Raw genomic sequence first — 18,275 nt, forward strand, 5'->3', positions numbered from 1 at the left:
CCGCCCCGCCTACGGCCGCCAGCGGCGCAGCAGGTCGTCCGGCATCACGGGGCGGCTGTAGAAATAGCCCTGCGCCTGGTTGCAGCCGTGGCGCAGCAGGAAGGCGGCCTGCTCGTCCGTCTCCACGCCTTCGGCGATCACCGCCAGGTTCATGCTCTTGCCGAGCTGGATGATGGCGATCGCAATGGCCGCGTCGTTGGCATCCGCGTGGATATCCTTGATGAACGAGCGGTCGATCTTCAGCGTCTGCACCGGCATCTGCTTCAGGTAGGCCAGCGACGAGTAGCCGGTGCCGAAATCGTCGATCGCCAGGCTGACCCCCAGTTCATGCAGGCCATTGATGTACTGCAGCGCGGCCCCCGTGTTCATGATCAGCGATTCCGTCACTTCCAGCTGCAGCCGGTGCGGCTCCAGCCCCGTTTCGCGCAGGATGCTGCCGACGGTGTGCACGATCGTGCCCCGCTCGAACTGGCGCACCGACAGGTTGACGGCGATCTTCGGCACCACCAGGCCGGCTTCCTGCCAGCGCACCATCTGCCGGCACGCCTGGGCCAGCACCCACTCGCCCAGCTGGCTGATGTAGCCCGAGTCCTCGGCCAGCGGGATGAAGCGGGCCGGCGAGACCAGGCCCAGTTCCGGGTGGTTCCAGCGCACCAGCGCTTCCACGCCGATCAGCCGGCCGGTGTCGATTTCCACCTGCGGCTGGTAGTTCAGGAACATCTCGCCCTTCTCGAGCGAGCGGCGCAGCCAGGTTTCCAGCCGCAGGCGCTCCACGCCTTCACCCGTCATCGACAGCGCATAGAACTGATAGCCGTTGCGGCCGCGCGCCTTGGCCTGGTACATCGCCACGTCGGCGTTCCGGATCAGCATGTTCAGGTCGGCGCCGTCGTGCGGATACAGGCTGACGCCGATACTGCACGTCACGAACAGCTCGTGACCGGCCACGATGAAGGGCTGGTCGAACATCGCCACCAGCTTTTCGCATACCAGGTTGGCGGAATATTCGCCGCCGATTCCTTCCAGCAGCACCACGAATTCGTCGCCGCCCAGCCGTGCCAGCGTGTCGCCTTCGCGCAGCCTGACCGACAGCGCCTCCGCCACCTGTTTCAGCAGCTCGTCGCCGATATGGTGGCCCAGCGTGTCGTTGACGTTCTTGAACCGGTCCAGGTCGATGAACAGCAGCGCCAGCTGCTCCTGCGAGCGTTGCGCGCGGTCGAGCGCGTGCTGCAGCCGGTCGTTGAACAGCAGCCGGTTCGGCAATCCGGTCAGCGAATCGTGGTGCGCCAGGTGGTCGAGCTTCTTCTCGTTTTCCTTGACCAGGGTAATGTCGCTGAACACGCCGGCGTAATGAGTGGTGACGCCCTGCGAATCGCGCACCGCCGTGAGCGTCAGCGCCTGCAGGAACTGTTCGCCGCTCTTGCGCAGCGCCCACAGCTCGCCCTGCCAGCCGCCGGTGTCGACCAGCTCCGCCCACAGTTGCTGGTGGAACGCCGCGTCGTGGCGCTCCGAACGGGTCAGGCCCATGTCGCGGCCCAGCGCCTCGGCTTCGGAGAAGCCGGTGATCTGCGTGAATGCCGGATTGACGGCCACGATGCGGCCATCGCGGTCGACCACCAGCACGCCGTCGGCAATATGTTCGAGCACGGTGGCCGACAGACGCAGCTTGTCTTCGGCCTCCTTGCGCGGCGTGATGTCGGCGTAGACCCAGATGCTGCCGTCGTTCGGACGGTTCTGGTCGATCGCGCAGCCGCTGACCATGCACCAGAACAGCGAGCCGTCGCGCCGGCGGTAACTGCGCTCCTCACTGAAGTACTCGCCCTGGCCCAGCGCGGGATACTGGCGCACGCCGGCCACCTCGAAATCAAACGACGTCGGGAATACGATGGAAGTCGACTTGCCGACCATCTCGCCCCCTTCGTAACCGAACAGTTCCTCGCAGCGGCGGTTGACCGACATGATGGTACGGTGGCGCACGAACATCACGCCGAACATCACGTTGTCGAGGATCGCGCCCTGCTCGGCCAGCAGCGCTTCGATGCGCATCTCGTTGTCCTTGCGTTCGCTGATATCGGACAGGATGCCGTCGACCCATGGTTCGCCGCCGCCCGGCGGCACCTGCGGCTGGCCGGTCTCCAGCACCCAGCGCTCGGTGCCGCTGGCATCGACGATGCGGTACTCGGTTTCATATGCGCGCCCCTCCTCGACCGCGCGCTTGACGGCGCGGCGTTGCGCACGGCGGTCTTCGGGCGTGATCAGGTTGACCCAGGAGTGCGTGGTACCACGCATCAGCTGGGCGGCGGTATAGCCGGAGATGGCCTCGATGGCATCGCTGACGAATTCGATCGGCCCGTCCGGCCGGTAGCGGAACACGGCGCCGGGCACCTGCGTGACGATCGTGCGGAAGCGTTCCTCGCGCTGGCGCACGTCCTCGAACAGCCGGCGCAGCGCCTCGCGGGTCTGCTCGAGGCGCGCGCCAAGGCGGCCCAGTTCGTCGTTGCCGCGGATCTCCAGCGGCGTGTCGAAGTCGCCCTGCGCCAGCCGGTCGGAAACGCGCATCAGGCGGCGCAGCGGCACGATCACGCGCCTGTTCAGGAGCAGGATGATCAGCAGCAGCGACACGGTCAGCTGCGCGGCCAGCACGAAGATGTAGGAGCGGCGCTTGTCGTTCAGTTCCTGGCGGCTGCGCGCGTCGTCCATCTCCACCATGACCTGGCCGATCCGCTCGCCCCGCACCGTCACGTCGCGCTCGGCGCGGACCACGTTGCCCAGCGGCCGCGCCGGCGCCTTTTCGTGGATGAACTGGGCCTCGGCCTGGCCGGTGACCTGCACCTGCACCACCGAGCGGTCGCGCATGACCGACTGCACCAGCGACTGCGCCGATTCGGCGTTCATGTTCCACAGCGATTCCTGCAAGCCGAGCGCCAGGATGTCGGCATTGCGCTGCAGTGCCTCGTTCAGTGCCGTGCGGGTGGATTGCTGTTCGCGCACCCCCACCATCAGGTAGCTGCCGACGATGGCTGGCACGATCAGCCCGCCGAGGACGACGAGCAGCAGGGAAGCATAGATCGACTGGCCATACAGCGCGCCCAGCCGGGCACGCAGGCCGCTGGTTGGCGGCGTGGTCATGCAGGTAAGGCCGGCTTGGATTTCAGGAGCATCTTGCATGGCACAAAATTATCGTGGTGCAATTATGCTGCAAAGCGATACGCAAGTCACGAATGCCTTTATGTAACGAAGCATACCGACAACGCCAGGCATCGCCATGGCGCCGAACTTGCTATGATGCCCACTCTTTGACAGGAGCCGCCATGAACTTTTCGATGTATTCCGCCTCGGTACCCGTATTCCAACAAATCCTGAACAGCCTGCTCGAGATCCTCGACAAGGCCGACCGGCACGTCGAGGCCGCGCGGATCGATCCGAACGCCCTGCTGCAATACCGCCTGTTCCCGGACATGCTGCCGTTCACGCGCCAGATCCAGATCGCTGCCGATTTCGCCAAGGGCGCCGGGGCCCGGCTGGCCGGGCAGGATGTGCCGTCCTACGAAGACTCGGAAAAGAGCTTCGCCGAGCTGAAACTGCGCATCAAGAAAACGCTGGCCTTCCTGGACAGCCTGCCGCGCCAGGAAATCGAACACAGCGCCGACCGCCCGATCACCACCGGCAGCGGCGAGAAGACGCGGCACTTCACCGGCCAGGCCTACCTGCTGCACTACGCCCTGCCGCACTTCTTCTTCCACGCCACCACCGCCTACGACATCCTGCGGCACAACGGCGTCGAGATCGGCAAGAAGGATTTCATCGGCACGATCCCGCAATAAAAACCGGGGACGTACCCCTGTTTCGGGGAAATCTTTCCCGACAACAGGGGTACGTCCCCAGTTTTCAGCCGCTCCGGCGCGGGTAGCCCTGCGCCAGGATGCGCTGCCAGACTTTTTCCTTTTCCTCGGCCGACATCGAGACCCAGTGCGCCACTTCGATATAGGTGCGGCCGCAGCCGCGGCAGACATCGTCGAACGTGGTCGAGCAGACGGCGACGCAGGGCGTGTCCGGACGCTCGGGAAGTTTCTCGTCCGTCATTGCGGCTTGCGCGGGAACAGCTTGTCCCAGCCCTCGTGCCCCAGGTTTTCCATCGTCTCGATGTTTTTCTCGAAGATGGCTTCCGCTTCGGGGAAGGCCTCGACGGCCCGCTCGACACTGTCCTCGCGCAGCAGGTGCAGCGTGGGGTATGGCGAACGGTTGGTATAGTTGCCGATGTCGTTCCGGTCGGTGTCGGCGAACTGATAGTCCGGGTGGAAGCTTGCCACCTGCAGTTCGCCGGTCAGGCCCATGTCCTCGAGCGCCGCATCGGCCACGTCGAGGAACTCGTTGTAATCCTCGAAGTCATTCAATACATGGGGATGGATGATGAGCGTGGTGTCGACTTCCTCGGCGGGCGTGTCGGACAAGGCCTGCAATTCGTCCATCAGGGTTTCCAGCAATGCCTCGGGCGTGGCGGCATCGGAGACGACGTAGCGAATCTGCTTCCTGACGTGGACAGCCTTGGCGAACGGGCACAGGTTCAGGCCGATCACGGCCTTTTCCAGCCATTCCTCGGTCGCGGCGATGGCGCCCGCGTGATCCACCGCACCACTGCTGATACTATTACTCATGATTAACTTCCTGATCTGGACATGCTGGTCCGCCATTGTACGCATCGGATGACGTTTACGCCATTTCCTGTCATTCTGCTTCGATCCACGCGGATCTTGCAGTGATTTTTGCAGATGCCCTAGCTCAAGTTTTTTGTAACCGAGCCGACATATTGCTTGACGGCGCATAGACAACCTCCTTAAACTCGGCCTTTAAATTGGTAGTCCGTCCCGCCCCTGGGCTTGCCCCGGTTAACCTGACGACAACACAATGGAACGCTATGCGAATTAAGTACATTTCCCTGCTGGCGGCGATTTTCGCCGCGGCACCGGCAGTCAGCCAGGCAGTCGAGACTGCCGACACGCTCCCGCTGATGCCCTTGTCCGCCGCCGCCAAGGCTCCTGCACCGAACCTCGCCCTCCTTCCCCAGACTGTCAAAGCCCCTTCCGAAGATCCGTTCCGCGAAACGGATGTCTGGAACCGCATCCGCACCGGCTTTTCGATTCCCGACCTGAACAATTCCCTGGTGGCGAAGCATGCCAACTGGTACGCCGAGCGTCCGGATCACATGGCCCGCACGTCCGCGCGCGCTTCGCTGTACCTGTTCCACGTGGTCACGGAACTGGAGAAGCGCAACATGCCGACCGAACTGGCACTGCTGCCGTTCATCGAATCGGCATTCAACCCGGTGGCCGTGTCGAGCGCCAATGCCGGCGGCATGTGGCAGTTCATGCCCGGCACCGGCCGCGACTTCAACCTGAAGCAGAATGCCTTCAAGGATGACCGCCGCTCCGTGCTGGCATCCACCGACGCCGCGCTGACCTACCTGCAAAAGCTGTACGACATGTTCGGCGACTGGCAGCTGGCGCTGGCCGCGTACAACTGGGGCGAAGGTTCGGTGCAGAAGGCGATCGCGAAGAACCGCGCCGCTGGCAAGCCGACCGATTTCGACAGCCTGGCGCACCTGATGCCGGCCGAAACGCGCAATTACGTCCCCAAGCTGCAAGCCGTGAAGAACATCGTGGCCAACCCGGCCCGCTTCGGCCTGTCGCTGCCGCTGATCCGCAACGAGCCGTATTTCACCGCCGTCGACAAGACCAGCGACATCGACCTGGCGATCGCCGCCCAGCTGGCCGAGCTGTCGGTGGACGAGTTCAAGGCACTGAACCCGCAATTCAAGCGCCCGGTGATCACGGGCGGCGAACAGACGCAGATCCTGCTGCCGAAGGAAAACGCCGAGAAATTCCACCTGAACCTGGCGCAGTGGGGCCAGGCCCTGTCGACCTGGACCACGCACCGCGTCAGCAGCGCGCGCGAAAGCATCGCCTCGCTGGCCTCGAAGTTCCGCACCACGCCGGACGTGATCCGCAAGGCCAACAACCTGCCGTCGCGCGGCGTGCTGACGGCCGGCTCGACGATCCTGGTGCCGAAGATCTCCACCAGTGCCCATTTCGATATTCCTGTCGAGATCGCCGATAACGCCACCGTCAACGTGGCCGACGAACCGGTTGCCAAGCGCAGCAACTACCGCAAGGCGAAGGCATCCAGCGGCAAGAAGAAGTCGCCGATCAAGCTGGTCAAGGCGCGCGTATCGCGTGAAAAGGCCGGCAAGAAGCGCAGGAACTAATCCGACGGAACGGTCGGCTGCGCTGAACCCACCTGTCGTACATCGAGGCTGCGCGGCCAATCGCCCCGCGGCCTTTCTCGTTTACGGCATGGGCCATGCCATGGCCGGGCGGCCGCCCGGTAGCATTTCGCCAAGCTTGCAGCCGCCGTCCCCAAGCCATACAATCTCGATCCTGCGGTAATGCGTACCCGTCATCGATTGGTCCGTCACCAACTAGAACAACAACCCATGCTTGCGCCGAATGCGCGCAACAGGCAATTGGAGTAATCATGGCTTTCTTGCAAGGCAAAAAAATCCTTATCACCGGCTTGCTGTCCAACCGCTCGATCGCCTACGGCATCGCGCAGGCCTGCCACCGCGAAGGCGCCGAGCTGGCCTTCACCTACGTGGGCGAACGCTTCAAGGACCGCATCACCGACTTCGCAGCCGAGTTCGGCAGCAAGCTGGTGTTCGATTGCGACGTGGCCAGCGATGAGCAGATCGAAGCGCTGTTCCGCGACCTGGGCCAGAGCTGGGACAGCCTCGACGGCTTCGTGCACGCGATCGGTTTCGCGCCGCGCGAGGCGATCGCCGGCGAGTTCCTGGATGGCTTGTCGCGCGAGAACTTCCGGATTGCCCATGACATCTCCGCGTACAGCTTCCCGGCCATGGTGAAGGCCGCGCTGCCGATGCTGAAGGAAGGCTCGTCGGTGCTGACGCTGTCCTACCTGGGCGCGATGCGCGCGATCCCTTACTACAACACGATGGGCCTGGCCAAGGCGTCGCTGGAAGCTTCCGTGCGCTACCTGGCGGAAAACCTGGGCCAGCACGGCATCCGTTCGAACGGCATCTCCGCCGGCCCGATCAAGACGCTGGCCGCCTCCGGCATCAAGGATTTCTCGAAACTGCTGGGCTTTGCCGCCAACCATGCCCCGCTGCGCCGCAATGTGACGATCGAGGAAGTGGGCAATACGGCGGCGTTCCTGCTGTCGCCCCTGTCGTCCGGCATCACCGGCGACATCATCTACGTGGACGGCGGCTTCTCCCACGTGATGGGCCTGAACGCCACCGATTACCAGTAACGCCATCGCTTCCCTGAACGGCACCCCGCAGCGCGGGTGCCGGCATCCCGCCCGACATGCCCGCACGGTTCAGAAACCCGTGCAGGAATGAAAGAAATCGGGTATGATGTTCTTTGTGCGCTGCAACAGACGGCGTACAAAGAAGAAGAACACAAGAATTATTTAGCTCCTTAATCAGCTTCGCAAGCCTTCGCGCATCCCGGTTTCCCTGCCCGTGCCGCATGTTACATGCAGCCAGTGCATTGTCCGGATGGCGCTTATAAAAAGCCCCCCGCCTCAGCGTGTCGCTGCGTAACCCCGCAGTATGACACCGTCCCGGCGCAAAGCTTTTGTGCCGAAATTTCTATTCATGTTGTATAGAGTCATTTCGTTCGGTTGGCGTAGCTATGTTGCGTTCTGCGTTTGTGCAGGAACGCGCAATTTTACGAAAGATATACATGAGTTTTGAAGCACTAGGTCTCCACGCATCCATCCTGAAAGCCCTGACGGATTCCGGCTACACCACGCCAACCCCGGTCCAGGAACAAGCTTTGCCCGCCGCAATGGCCGGGAAGGATCTGCTGGTTTCCTCGCAAACGGGCTCCGGCAAGACCGCGGCCTTCATGCTGCCGTCGCTGCACCGCCTGGCCGAAATGGCCCCTGCGGAATCGACCGGCCGCACCCCGAACCAGGAGAAGCAGGCTGCGCAGGCGCGCGGCGAGCGTCCCCGTTTCAAGGCAGCCCAGCCGAAGATGCTGGTGCTGACCCCGACCCGCGAACTGGCTTTGCAGGTCACCACCAATACCGACAAATATGCCGTCAACCTGCGCCGCCTGAAAGCCGTGGCGATCCTGGGCGGCATGCCTTACCCGAAACAGATGCAACTGCTGTCGCGCAATCCTGAAATCATCGTGGCAACGCCGGGCCGCCTGATCGACCACATGGAATCGGGCAAGATCGACTTCTCCCAGCTGGAAATCCTGGTACTGGACGAAGCCGACCGCATGCTGGACATGGGCTTCATCGACGACATCGAAAAGATCGTCGCCGCCACCCCGGCCACGCGCCAGACGATGCTGTTCTCGGCCACGCTGGAAGGCACGGTCGGCAACATGGCCCGCCGCATCACCAAGGATCCGCTGACGATCGAGATCAAGCAGGCCGCCAACCGCCACGAGAACATCACGCAGCGCGTGCACTTCGTCGACGACCTGTCGCACAAGAACCGCCTGCTGGACCACCTGCTGCGCGACGAAACGCTGGACCAGGCCGTGGTGTTCACGGCCACCAAGCGCGATGCCGACACGATCGCCGACCGCCTGAACATCGCCGGTTTCTCGGCCGCCGCACTGCATGGCGACATGCACCAGGGTGCCCGTAACCGCACGCTGGACAGCATGCGCCGCGGTACCGTGAAGGTGCTGGTTGCCACCGACGTCGCCGCGCGCGGCATCGACGTGCCGACGATCACTCACGTGTTCAACTACGACCTGCCGAAGTTCGCCGAAGACTACGTGCACCGTATCGGCCGTACCGGCCGCGCCGGCCGCAACGGCCTGGCGATCTCCCTGGTGAACCACTCGGAAAACATGAACGTGCGCCGTATCGAACGCTTCACGAAGCAGTCGATCCCGGTCAACGTGGTGGAAGGTTTCGAACCGAAGAAGGCCGCGGCACCGCGTTCCGCCGCACGTCCGGGCTGGAAGCCGGGCGAAGGCCGTGGCGGCAAGCCGGGCCAGCGCAGCTTCTCGAAGCCTGCCTACCCGCGCGAAGGCGGCGCACCGCGTGAAGGCGGTTTCGCCCGCGACAGCAGCCACTACCGCAGCGAAGGCACGCCCTTCCGCGCCGACGGTGCACCGCGTCCTGAAGGCGGCTTCCGCCGCGAAGGCGCGCCGGCACGCAAGGAAGGCGGCGGCTTCCGCCGCGACAGCGCACCGCGTTCCGACGCACCGCGCCGTCCGTGGGGCGAGCGCTGATCGCCAGCGCGAAGCACTAGGATAAAAACCGCCGGGTTCGCCCGGCGGTTTTTTTTTGCGCTGTCCGACTGCTCAGCAGCGCACATGTACGCTGCCGTACAGAACGTGGCTCTGCCGCGCGGCACACTGGGGACATGAAAAAGCTCGCCATCACCCTGCTCCTCGCCGCGCCGCTGGCGCATGCCCAGAACACGGCGCCGACCCAGCCGGCCCAGCCCGCGCAATCCACGCAACCCGCCCAGCCATCGGCCCAGTTGCCCATCACGCCGGACCAGGTCCCACCCGACCTGCGCGCACAGATCCTGCTGGACCGCGCCCACTTCTCGCCCGGCGAGATTGACGGCAAGGTCGGCAGCAATATGCGCCAGGCGATCGCCGGCTTCCAGAAGGCACGCGGCCTGCAGGTCACGGGCGCGATGGACCAGGCAACCTGGAACGCGCTGGAAGACGGCAAGCCCCTCCTTGGCACCTATGCCATCACCGATGCCGACGTCCAGGGACCCTACGGCCCGGTACCGGAATCGATGGCGGACAAGGCAAAGCTGGCATCGCTGCACTATGAAACGATCGAGGAAGCACTGGGCGAACGCTTCCATGCCAGCCCCGACCTGCTCAAGCAGATGAACCCCGGCAAGAATTTCATGCAGCCGGGCGAAAAGATCCTCGTACCCAATACCGGCGCGGCCGGCCCGTTGCCGGCGGCGGCAAGGCTGGTCGTCGACGACTCGGACCGCACCCTGTCATTGCTGGACGACAGCGGCAAGGTCATCGCCCAGTTCCCCGCCAGTACCGGCAGCGAACACGATCCGCTGCCTGTCGGCACCTGGAAGATCAATGGCGTCGGCCGCAATCCCGACTACCGCTACAACCCGAAACTGTTCTGGGATGCCAAGCCCGGCGAAGGCAAGGCGCTGATCAAGCCGGGCCCGAACAATCCGGTGGGCGTGGTGTGGATCGACCTGTCGAAGGATCATTACGGCATCCACGGCACGCCGGTGCCCTCCAAGATCGGCAAGACGGAATCGCACGGCTGCATCCGCCTGACGAACTGGGACGCCGCCAAGGTGGCGAACGTGGTTTCGGCGGGCTTCGAAGTGATCCTGCAGGATTAACAAAAGACAAATACAACGGAGGCGAACCATGAAATGGCTGCTGACCTTGCTGCTGGGCGCCGTGCTCGGCGTGGTGGGAACGGTGTTGTGGCTGGGCCGTGACGTGCCGCCGACAGTCCCCGCGGGCCCGGCAGTGACGCCGGCGCCCACCCCGGCCGTACAGCCCGCCGCGGCACCAGCGCCGGTGTCAGCGCCGGCGGCAGCCGCCGGGGCACCGGGCAATCCCCCCGCCGGCGTGCCTTTGGCGGCCAAGGACCTGCCCGGTGTGCAGCCACCTGCCCCGGTCGATCCGGCAACCACCAGTTTCGACATCGACGTCAAGCCATCGACCGGCCCCTTGCTGCTGCCCGTCGCCGGCGTCGGCGCGCGCGAACTGACTGACACGTTCAACCAGCCGCGCGGCACGGAGCGGCAGCACCAGGCGCTGGACATCCTCGCACCGAAAGGCACGCCGGTTCTCGCGGTGGCGGATGGCAGGATCGTGAAGCTGTTCACCAGCAAGCCGGGCGGCCTGACGGTCTACCAGTTCGATCCCTCGGAAAAGTACGCGTATTACTATGCCCACCTGGACAGCTATGCACCGGAACTCAAGGAAGGCAGCACGATCCGCCGCGGCCAGATGATCGGCTACGTGGGCGTGACAGGCAACTCCGACCCGAACGCTCCGCATCTGCACTTCGCGATCTTCGAACTGGGCGCGGACAAGAAATGGTGGGAAGGCACGCCGGTGAACCCGTATCCGTATTTCACGGCCGCCAGGTAGCCTGAATCCCGTGCCGGCACTGCTACCAGTGCCGCACGCGCCCCGTGTCCATGTGCACGAACTGCGAACTGTGGTAATAGCCGACGCCGCCGGATTTCAGCGCCAGCGCCGCCTTGTGCACCTGCCGCAAGTCCTTGCCCGGAATGCGCAAGTCGATTGCCTTGCCTTCCAGGTGCATGCTGTGCCTGGCCACGCCACCGCTGGCGGCAGCCAGCTTGCGGTTGGTCTCCGGCGAGCGGTAACCGGAGATGATGTGCACCACGTTGTTGCTGCCGAACTGGGCGGAGACCTTCTCGACCAGCAGCAGCAGCGCCGGATCGATCGTCGCAATCGTGTTGCTGCGGTGATCGCGCAGCAGCTTGTTGATGTCCTGCAGCGCATCGGGAATGAACTGCCCTTCGGCCCAGAACACGCTCTTGAGCGATTCGCCCGTGTGCGTGTTGTGGAAGCGCAGGATGCGTTCATGCGGAGCCGCTACCGCGGCACGGGCCAGCGCGGGCATGCTCAATGCGGACGCGACGGCTACCGATTTCTGGAGAAATGATCTGCGATTATTCATCCCTGAATCATACTCCTGTTCCCTGATCGCTGTTTCTATGGCGCGGCGCAACTCTTTGCCATATACTTGCGTACTCAAGTATATTTCAAGGATCTATCATGGATAACCACTCCAATAATGACCGTGGCGCTGTCGCCCTCGACTTTTGCCTGCGTCTCGCGCGCGTGCACGCCACCGTGGTGCGCCGCCTCGATGCCGTGCTGGGAGGGCACCACGGCCTTTCCTTCGGCGACTTCATGCTGCTGCATCACCTGTCGAAAGCGCCGGGCGGGCGCCTGCGCCGCGTCGACCTGGCCGAGCGGCAGGGCCTGACGGCATCGGGGGTCACCCGCACCCTGCTGCCGATGGAGAAAACCGGCCTGGTGGCACGCATGGCGGACGAGCGCGATGCCCGCGTCGGCTTCGCGGCGATCACGCCGGCCGGCCATCACCTGCTCGACAATGCCCTGCTGACCGCGCGTGAAACCTGCGCCGAACTCCTCAGGCACGCCCCGCAGGACCAGCTGGACGCGCTGACGGCCGTGCTCGGCAACATCCTGGGGCCGGGCGCCTGAGCGCGCGCGGTCGTGGCGCCGCTACAATGCCGGCTTCGAGGCATGCACGCAATGTGATTGGATACGCACGATGGAAACCAAATGGCTGGAAGACTTCATCTCGCTGGTCGAGACCAATAACTTCAGCCGTTCGGCGCAGCTGCGGCACGTGACGCAGCCGGCGTTCTCGCGCCGCATCCAGTCGCTGGAAAACTGGCTCGGCACCGACCTGATCGACCGCACCACGTTCCCCACCCGGCTCACGCCGGCCGGCCACGTGTTCTACGAGCAGGCGCTGGAGATGCTGGGCCAGATCAACGGCGTGCGCGAACTGCTGCGGCACAAGCGCGTGGCCGCGCAGACCACGATCGACCTCGCCGTGCCGCACACGCTGTCGCTGACGTTCGTGCCGAAGTGGATCACGAAACTGGAAGAAGACTTCGGCCCCGAACTTGGCCCGCTGCACAGCCGCCTGATGGCATTGAATGTCCACGACGCCGTGCTGCAGCTGGTGGAAGGCGGCTGCGACCTGCTGCTGTGCTACCACCATCCGCGCCAGCCGGTGCAGCTCGATCCCAGCCGCTACGACATGCTGGTGATGGGCCGCGAAGCGCTGCGTGCCTATGCGCGCAGCGACAAGGCGAGACAGCCGATGTTCACCCTGCCCGGCCGCAAGGCGGCACCGCTGCCCTTCCTGTCGTACACGACGAATGCCTACCTGGGACGGATGGTCGACCTGATCCTGGCCGACGCCAAGCCCGCGCTGCACCTCGACAAGCGCTACGAAACCGACATGGCCGAAGGCCTCAAGATGATGGCGCTGGAAGGGCGCGGCATTGCCTTCCTTCCCGAATCGGCCGTCACCCGCGAAGTGAAGCAGAAGCTGCTGGCGCCGGCCGATGCGGGCGGCAGCTGGGAAATCGAGATGGATATCCGGCTGTACCGCGAGCGCCCTTCGCCGGCGCGGCCGGGCAAGCCGCTGGTTGCCGAGCTGTGGGACTTCCTCGAGGAGCAGATGCAGCCGCCTGCCGCGAAGCGGCGCGTGCGCGCGTCGGAGCGCTAGCGGCCGGCGCGCAGCCGATCGAACGGCGCCATGTGCAGAAAACCGCGTTATGCATTTTTTGCATAGCCGGATGCGCAAGCGGCATTGGCAGGGAAAGAGGCGGCCATCCTATGATTCGCCTCGCTGGCGGTAACGAGCCGCCGACCCAACATCAGGAGTCATCACCATGATCAGCCATGCCTTGCCTTCCTACCTCAATGCCGACGATCTCGGACCATGGGGCCAGTACCTGCAGCAGATCGACCGCGTCACGCCCCACCTGGGTGCGCTGTCGCGCTGGGTCGAAACGCTGAAGCGTCCGAAGCGCATCCTCACCGTCGACGTGCCGATCGAGCGCGACGATGGCTCCATCGCCCACTTCGAGGGCTACCGCGTGCAGCACAACATGTCGCGCGGTCCGGGCAAGGGCGGCGTGCGCTTCCACCAGGACGTGACCCTCTCCGAAGTGATGGCCCTTTCCGCATGGATGACGGTGAAGAACGCCGCCGTCAACGTGCCTTACGGCGGTGCCAAGGGCGGTATCCGCGTCGATCCGAAGACGCTGTCGAAGGGCGAACTGCAGCGCCTGACGCGCCGCTACACCAGCGAGATCAGCCTCATCATCGGCCCGACCAAGGACATCCCGGCGCCGGACGTGAACACCAACGAGCAGGTGATGGCGTGGATGATGGATTCCTACGCGATGATCGAAGGTAACCTGTCGACCGGCGTGGTGACCGGCAAGCCGATCTCGCTGGGCGGTTCGCTGGGCCGGCGCGAAGCCACCGGCCGCGGCGTGTTCGTGGTCGGCCGCGAGGCGGCACGCCAGCGCGGCGTGGCGATCGCCGGTGCGCGCATTGCCGTACAGGGCTTCGGCAACGTGGGCGGCGTGGCCGCCACGATGTTTGCCGAGGCCGGCGCGAAGATCGTCGCCGTGCAGGACCATACCGGCACGATCGTCAACGAAGGCGGCCTCGACACCGCGCAACTGCATCGATACGTGGCCGAGACCGGCGGCGTGAACGGCTTCCCCGGCGCCGATGCGTTCCTGGACCGCGACGCGTTCTGGGACGTGGCTTCCGACATCCTGATCCCGGCCGCGCTCGAACAGCAGATCACCGCCGCGAACGCACCGCGCATCCGCACGAAGATCATCCTGGAAGGCGCCAACGGCCCGACCACCCCGGAAGCCGACGACATCCTCAACGACAAGGACATCCTCATCGTGCCGGACGTGCTGGCCAATGCCGGCGGCGTGACCGTCTCCTATTTCGAATGGGTGCAGGATTTCTCCAGCTTCTTCTGGAGCGAGGACGAGATCAATGCCCGCCTGACCCGCATCATGCAGGACGCGTTCAGCGCCGTGTGGGACGTCGCACAGGACAAGAAGGTGTCGCTGCGCACGGCCACCTTCATCCTGGCCTGCACCCGCGTGCTGCAGGCGCGCGAGGTACGCGGCCTGTATCCGTAATGGTTTGATGTAGCAAAGAGTCCCGACAATTCCGCGAGAGAAACGGGGGAGACAGCAGAAGGCGCTGCCGCGAGGCAGCGCCTTTTTCTTTGCGCGCCGGTAGCGGCCGCCGGGCAACCCCCAGTATTTGTTTGCTGCCTCACAGACAGGACGCCCCGCGGCGCGCCAGAATGGCAAGTGTTCAAGACCAACAACAAGGAACAGCCATGCGCCCACCGATCGAATACGACCCGCGCTACGAAGTGCCGGAGGATGGCGAGGCCGACACGCAGGCCGACCTGCTCGACGTGCTGCATTCCATTGCGGACACGACCTTCACCGATACCGGCCGGCCGCTGCGCAGCGTCCATGCCAAGAGCCACGGCCTGCTGCGCGCCGAGCTGCGCGTGCTGCCGGACCTGCCGTCCGTGCTGGCGCAGGGCCTGTTCGCCGCACCCGGCAGTTATCCGCTGGTAATGCGGCTGTCGACCACGCCGGGCGACGTCCTGGAAGACAGCGTTTCCACCCCGCGCGGCATGGCCCTGAAAGTGATCGGCGCACAGGGACCGCGCCTGCCCGGCAGTGAAAACGATGTCACGCAGGACTTCGTGCTCGTCAACGGCACTACCTTCCTGAACGCCGGCCCGAAGGCCTTTCTCGGCGGCCTGACGATGCTCGCCGCGACCACCGACAAGGCGCCGGCACTGAAGAAGATGCTGTCGGCCGCGCTCAGGCAGGTGGAGAAGGCTGTCGAAAAGGCCGGCGGGGAAAGCGCCCAACTCAAGGGCTTGGGCGGCCACCCGGCCACGCACCCCCTCGGCGAGACCTATTACAGCCAGGTGCCGTTCCTGTTCGGCCCGTACATGGCGAAATGGGCGCTGGTGCCGACAGCGGTGGGGCTGACCCGCCTGAAGGATGCGCCGGTCGACTATTCGGCCGGCGCGGACGTGCTGCGCCAGGTCGTCGCCGAGTACTTTGCCCAGCAGGGCGGCGAGTGGGACCTGCGCGTGCAGCTCTGCACGAATATCGAAGAGATGCCGGTCGAGGATGCGTCGGCCGAATGGCCGGAAGCACTGAGCCCGTACGTGACCGTGGCACGCATCGTGGCGCCGCCGCAGATCGGCTGGAGCGAAGCGCTCTCCGAGGCAATCGACGACGGCATGAGCTTCTCGGTCTGGCACGGCCTGGCTGCGCACCGGCCGCTGGGTTCCATCAATCGCGTGCGCAAGGCAGCCTATGAGATGTCGTCGAAACTGCGCGCCCGGCGGCGCGGCGCGCCGATCGTCGAACCCGTGTCGCTGGACGGGCTGCCCTTCGATCACACGGCGCACTGAAGAAGCCGGCGCCGCCGATGCACTGGACACCGGCTGCCTGCGCGGCAGAGGGGCGCATCTGCATCGATTCGAATTTCCATTTGCTATCATGCGCGCCTTGGCCGGCGCGCGCCGGCCTCCCCTTTTGAAGATCGGAGAAACCGGATGACCCTACGCCTGCTGGCAACCAGCGCCGCTCTCGCGGCGGTTGCCCTATCGGCCGCCCCCCTTGCGATGGCGGCGCCACGCGGCCTGACCATCGAAGACCTGGCAAGCATGGAGCGCGTCGGCAGCCCCGTGCTGTCGCCCGACGCCTCGCGCGTCGTCTACACCGTGCGCAGCACCAGCCTGGAAAAGAACCGCGGCACCACCCAGCTGTGGATGATCGACCTGCGCGCCGCGAAGCCCGTGCCGCAGCAGCTGACGTCGCACGATGCCAGCAGCTTCGACCCCGAATGGTCGGCCGGCGGCGACGCGGTCTACTTCCTGTCCAGCCGCTCCGGCTCCGCGCAGGTGTGGCGCCTGCCGGCCGGCGGCGGCGAAGCCGTCCGGGTCACCAACCTGCCGCTCGACGTCGACAGCTTCCACGTCTCGCCGAAGGGCGACCGCCTGGCGGTGACGATGGCCGTGTTCCGCGACTGCGCCGACCTGGCCTGCACGAAGAAGCGCAACGACGAGCAGGCCGCCAACAAGGCCACGGGCAAGCTGTACGACCAGATGTTCGTGCGCCACTGGGATACGTGGGCGGACGGCAAGCGCAACGTGCTGTACTCGGTGCCCCTGGGCTCCTCCCCTGCCGCCAGCGCGGTCAGCCTGTCCGGCACGCTCGACGGCGACATCACCAGCAAGCCGTTCGGCGACCGCGGCGAATACACGTTCAGCCCGGACGGCCAGCGCATCGTTTTCTCGGTGCGCGTGGCGGGCAAGGGCGAAGCCTGGTCGACCAACTTCGACCTGTATGACGTGCCGGCCGCCGGCGGCGCCGCACCGCGCAACCTGACGGCCGACAATCCCGCCTGGGATACCAAGCCGCAGTTCTCCCCGGACGGCAAGACCCTCGCCTGGCTGGCGATGAAGCGCCCCGGCTTCGAGGCCGACCGCTTCCACATGATCCTGCAGGACGTTGCCACCGGCAGGAAGCGCGTGCTGGCCGAGAGCTGGGACCGCTCGATCGCCGACTACCGCTGGCGCCCGGACGGCAAGGCGCTGCTGGCCAATGCCGACGACATCGGCAACCACCGCCTGTTCTCGCTCGACGTCGCCAGCGGCAAGGTCTCTGCGCTGACGGACAAGGGTTATGTCGCCGAATTCGATGCGAAGCGCGATACCGTCGTCATGGCGCAGAACAGCCTGCACGATGGCGCCCAGCTGTTCAAGCTGGCCGGCACGAAAGCCACCCAGCTGACGCAGGCGAACCGCGAGCGCCTGGCCGGCGTGAAGATGGGCGAGTATGAACAGTTCTCGTTCGCCGGCGCCAATGGCGCGACGGTGTACGGCTACGTGATGAAGCCGTGGAACGCTGAACCGGGCAGGAAATACCCGGTGGCCTTCCTGGTGCACGGCGGCCCGCAGGGCAGCTTCGGCAACTCGTGGAGCTACCGCTGGAATCCGCAGGTGTATGCCGGCGCCGGCTATGCGACCGTGTTCATCGACTTCCACGGCTCCACCGGCTACGGCCAGGCGTTCACGGATTCGATCAGCGGCGACTGGGGCGGCAAGCCGCTCGAAGACCTGAAGAAAGGCCTCGCCGCCGCCGGCCAGAAGTATCCATGGCTCGACACGGCGAACGCCTGCGCGCTGGGCGCTTCGTATGGCGGCTACATGATGAACTGGATCGAGGGCAACTGGAGCGACGGCTTCAAGTGCATCGTCAACCACGACGGCGTGTTCGACCAGCGCGGCATGGGTTACTCGACCGAAGAACTGTGGTTCACCGAATGGGAAAACGGCGGCACGCCGTACGCGAACCCGGAAGGCTACGAGAAGTTCAATCCGGTGCACCACGTGGCGAAGTGGAAGACGCCGATGCTGGTAATCCAGGGCGACCTGGACTTCCGCATCCCCACCGCCCAGGCGCTCGGCACCTTCACCGCGCTGCAGCGGCAAGGCATCAAGTCGAAACTGCTGGTGTTCCCGGACGAGAACCACTGGGTGCTGAAGCCGGCCAATTCGATCCAGTGGCACCACACGGTGATCGGCTGGCTCGATGAACACCTGAAGAAGTGACA

Annotated in this window: 15 protein-coding genes; 11 read left to right on the forward strand and 4 right to left on the reverse strand. The window is 65.0% G+C overall.

The window, feature by feature from the left end:
• Positions 1 to 9: 9 nt before the first annotated feature.
• Positions 10 to 3,126 (reverse strand): bifunctional diguanylate cyclase/phosphodiesterase, encoded by a 3,117-nt coding sequence (locus ACY34H_RS10550; protein ID WP_464977445.1) that lies wholly within the window; start codon positions 3,124 to 3,126, stop codon positions 10 to 12.
• A gap of 182 nt (positions 3,127 to 3,308) precedes the next feature.
• Here ACY34H_RS10550 and ACY34H_RS10555 point away from each other — a divergent pair, with 182 nt between their 5' ends.
• On the forward strand, positions 3,309 to 3,821 hold the full coding sequence (locus tag ACY34H_RS10555) for a DUF1993 domain-containing protein (protein WP_464977446.1): 513 nt from the start codon (positions 3,309 to 3,311) through the stop codon (positions 3,819 to 3,821).
• A gap of 64 nt (positions 3,822 to 3,885) precedes the next feature.
• Here the strand turns inward: ACY34H_RS10555 and ACY34H_RS10560 are convergent, their stop codons facing one another.
• Positions 3,886 to 4,080, reverse strand: coding sequence for a DUF1289 domain-containing protein (locus ACY34H_RS10560; RefSeq protein ID WP_464977447.1), 195 nt, complete (start codon positions 4,078 to 4,080; stop codon positions 3,886 to 3,888).
• Complete coding sequence (locus ACY34H_RS10565) at positions 4,077 to 4,652, reverse strand: DUF1415 domain-containing protein (protein ID WP_464977448.1); 576 nt, start codon at positions 4,650 to 4,652, stop codon at positions 4,077 to 4,079. The genes ACY34H_RS10560 and ACY34H_RS10565 overlap by 4 nt, the downstream gene beginning before the upstream one ends.
• A gap of 260 nt (positions 4,653 to 4,912) precedes the next feature.
• Here ACY34H_RS10565 and ACY34H_RS10570 point away from each other — a divergent pair, with 260 nt between their 5' ends.
• The 5 genes from ACY34H_RS10570 (at position 4,913) to ACY34H_RS10590 (ending at position 11,150) form a co-directional block, all read left to right on the forward strand.
• Positions 4,913 to 6,259, forward strand: a complete 1,347-nt coding sequence (locus ACY34H_RS10570; protein ID WP_464977449.1) for a transglycosylase SLT domain-containing protein — start codon at positions 4,913 to 4,915, stop codon at positions 6,257 to 6,259.
• Between the two features lie 269 nt (positions 6,260 to 6,528).
• Positions 6,529 to 7,320 (forward strand): enoyl-ACP reductase FabI, encoded by a 792-nt coding sequence (gene fabI / locus ACY34H_RS10575; RefSeq protein WP_464977450.1) that lies wholly within the window; start codon positions 6,529 to 6,531, stop codon positions 7,318 to 7,320.
• A gap of 437 nt (positions 7,321 to 7,757) precedes the next feature.
• Positions 7,758 to 9,275 carry a DEAD/DEAH box helicase gene (locus ACY34H_RS10580; RefSeq protein WP_464977451.1) on the forward strand — a complete coding sequence of 506 codons (1,518 nt, stop codon included), beginning with the start codon at positions 7,758 to 7,760 and terminating at the stop codon, positions 9,273 to 9,275.
• 134 nt (positions 9,276 to 9,409) lie between these two features.
• Positions 9,410 to 10,387, forward strand: a complete 978-nt coding sequence (locus ACY34H_RS10585) for a L,D-transpeptidase family protein (protein ID WP_464977452.1) — start codon at positions 9,410 to 9,412, stop codon at positions 10,385 to 10,387.
• A gap of 28 nt (positions 10,388 to 10,415) precedes the next feature.
• Positions 10,416 to 11,150 carry a M23 family metallopeptidase gene (locus tag ACY34H_RS10590; protein WP_464977453.1) on the forward strand — a complete coding sequence of 245 codons (735 nt, stop codon included), beginning with the start codon at positions 10,416 to 10,418 and terminating at the stop codon, positions 11,148 to 11,150.
• A 22-nt stretch (positions 11,151 to 11,172) separates the two neighbouring features.
• On the opposite strand, the gene ACY34H_RS10595 is transcribed toward ACY34H_RS10590, so the two are convergent.
• Entirely contained in the window at positions 11,173 to 11,709 is a 537-nt protein-coding gene (locus ACY34H_RS10595; protein WP_464977454.1) for a YcbK family protein, read from the reverse strand.
• 98 nt (positions 11,710 to 11,807) lie between these two features.
• Here ACY34H_RS10595 and ACY34H_RS10600 point away from each other — a divergent pair, with 98 nt between their 5' ends.
• The 5 genes from ACY34H_RS10600 to ACY34H_RS10620 all read left to right on the forward strand — a co-directional run bounded on the left by ACY34H_RS10600 (position 11,808) and on the right by ACY34H_RS10620 (position 18,273).
• Positions 11,808 to 12,263 (forward strand): MarR family winged helix-turn-helix transcriptional regulator, encoded by a 456-nt coding sequence (locus ACY34H_RS10600; protein ID WP_464977455.1) that lies wholly within the window; start codon positions 11,808 to 11,810, stop codon positions 12,261 to 12,263.
• Between the two features lie 70 nt (positions 12,264 to 12,333).
• Positions 12,334 to 13,305 (forward strand): LysR family transcriptional regulator, encoded by a 972-nt coding sequence (locus ACY34H_RS10605; RefSeq protein WP_464977456.1) that lies wholly within the window; start codon positions 12,334 to 12,336, stop codon positions 13,303 to 13,305.
• 166 nt (positions 13,306 to 13,471) lie between these two features.
• The gene (locus tag ACY34H_RS10610; protein ID WP_464977457.1) at positions 13,472 to 14,755 is read left to right on the forward strand and encodes a Glu/Leu/Phe/Val family dehydrogenase; all 1,284 of its coding nucleotides are present in this window, start codon (positions 13,472 to 13,474) and stop codon (positions 14,753 to 14,755) included.
• 206 nt (positions 14,756 to 14,961) lie between these two features.
• Positions 14,962 to 16,068: a catalase family protein gene (locus ACY34H_RS10615; protein ID WP_464977458.1), complete on the forward strand. Its 1,107-nt coding sequence runs from the start codon at positions 14,962 to 14,964 to the stop codon at positions 16,066 to 16,068.
• Positions 16,069 to 16,212: 144 nt separating this feature from the next.
• Complete coding sequence (locus ACY34H_RS10620; protein ID WP_464977459.1) at positions 16,213 to 18,273, forward strand: S9 family peptidase; 2,061 nt, start codon at positions 16,213 to 16,215, stop codon at positions 18,271 to 18,273.
• Positions 18,274 to 18,275 lie beyond the last annotated feature (2 nt).

It is taken from the genome of Pseudoduganella sp. jia 9, from assembly GCF_055502615.1.

Excerpts from the sequence above, each read along its gene's own strand:
- ACY34H_RS10550 (WP_464977445.1), bottom strand. The coding sequence starts at position 3,126 with ATGACCACGCCGCCAACCAGCGGCCTGCGTGCCCGGCTGGGCGCGCTG.
- ACY34H_RS10555 (WP_464977446.1), top strand. The coding sequence starts at position 3,309 with ATGAACTTTTCGATGTATTCCGCCTCGGTACCCGTATTCCAACAAATC.
- ACY34H_RS10560 (WP_464977447.1), bottom strand. The coding sequence starts at position 4,080 with ATGACGGACGAGAAACTTCCCGAGCGTCCGGACACGCCCTGCGTCGCC.
- ACY34H_RS10565 (WP_464977448.1), bottom strand. The coding sequence starts at position 4,652 with ATGAGTAATAGTATCAGCAGTGGTGCGGTGGATCACGCGGGCGCCATC.
- ACY34H_RS10570 (WP_464977449.1), top strand. The coding sequence starts at position 4,913 with ATGCGAATTAAGTACATTTCCCTGCTGGCGGCGATTTTCGCCGCGGCA.
- fabI (WP_464977450.1), top strand. The coding sequence starts at position 6,529 with ATGGCTTTCTTGCAAGGCAAAAAAATCCTTATCACCGGCTTGCTGTCC.
- ACY34H_RS10580 (WP_464977451.1), top strand. The coding sequence starts at position 7,758 with ATGAGTTTTGAAGCACTAGGTCTCCACGCATCCATCCTGAAAGCCCTG.
- ACY34H_RS10585 (WP_464977452.1), top strand. The coding sequence starts at position 9,410 with ATGAAAAAGCTCGCCATCACCCTGCTCCTCGCCGCGCCGCTGGCGCAT.
- ACY34H_RS10590 (WP_464977453.1), top strand. The coding sequence starts at position 10,416 with ATGAAATGGCTGCTGACCTTGCTGCTGGGCGCCGTGCTCGGCGTGGTG.
- ACY34H_RS10595 (WP_464977454.1), bottom strand. The coding sequence starts at position 11,709 with ATGAATAATCGCAGATCATTTCTCCAGAAATCGGTAGCCGTCGCGTCC.
- ACY34H_RS10600 (WP_464977455.1), top strand. The coding sequence starts at position 11,808 with ATGGATAACCACTCCAATAATGACCGTGGCGCTGTCGCCCTCGACTTT.
- ACY34H_RS10605 (WP_464977456.1), top strand. The coding sequence starts at position 12,334 with ATGGAAACCAAATGGCTGGAAGACTTCATCTCGCTGGTCGAGACCAAT.
- ACY34H_RS10610 (WP_464977457.1), top strand. The coding sequence starts at position 13,472 with ATGATCAGCCATGCCTTGCCTTCCTACCTCAATGCCGACGATCTCGGA.
- ACY34H_RS10615 (WP_464977458.1), top strand. The coding sequence starts at position 14,962 with ATGCGCCCACCGATCGAATACGACCCGCGCTACGAAGTGCCGGAGGAT.
- ACY34H_RS10620 (WP_464977459.1), top strand. The coding sequence starts at position 16,213 with ATGACCCTACGCCTGCTGGCAACCAGCGCCGCTCTCGCGGCGGTTGCC.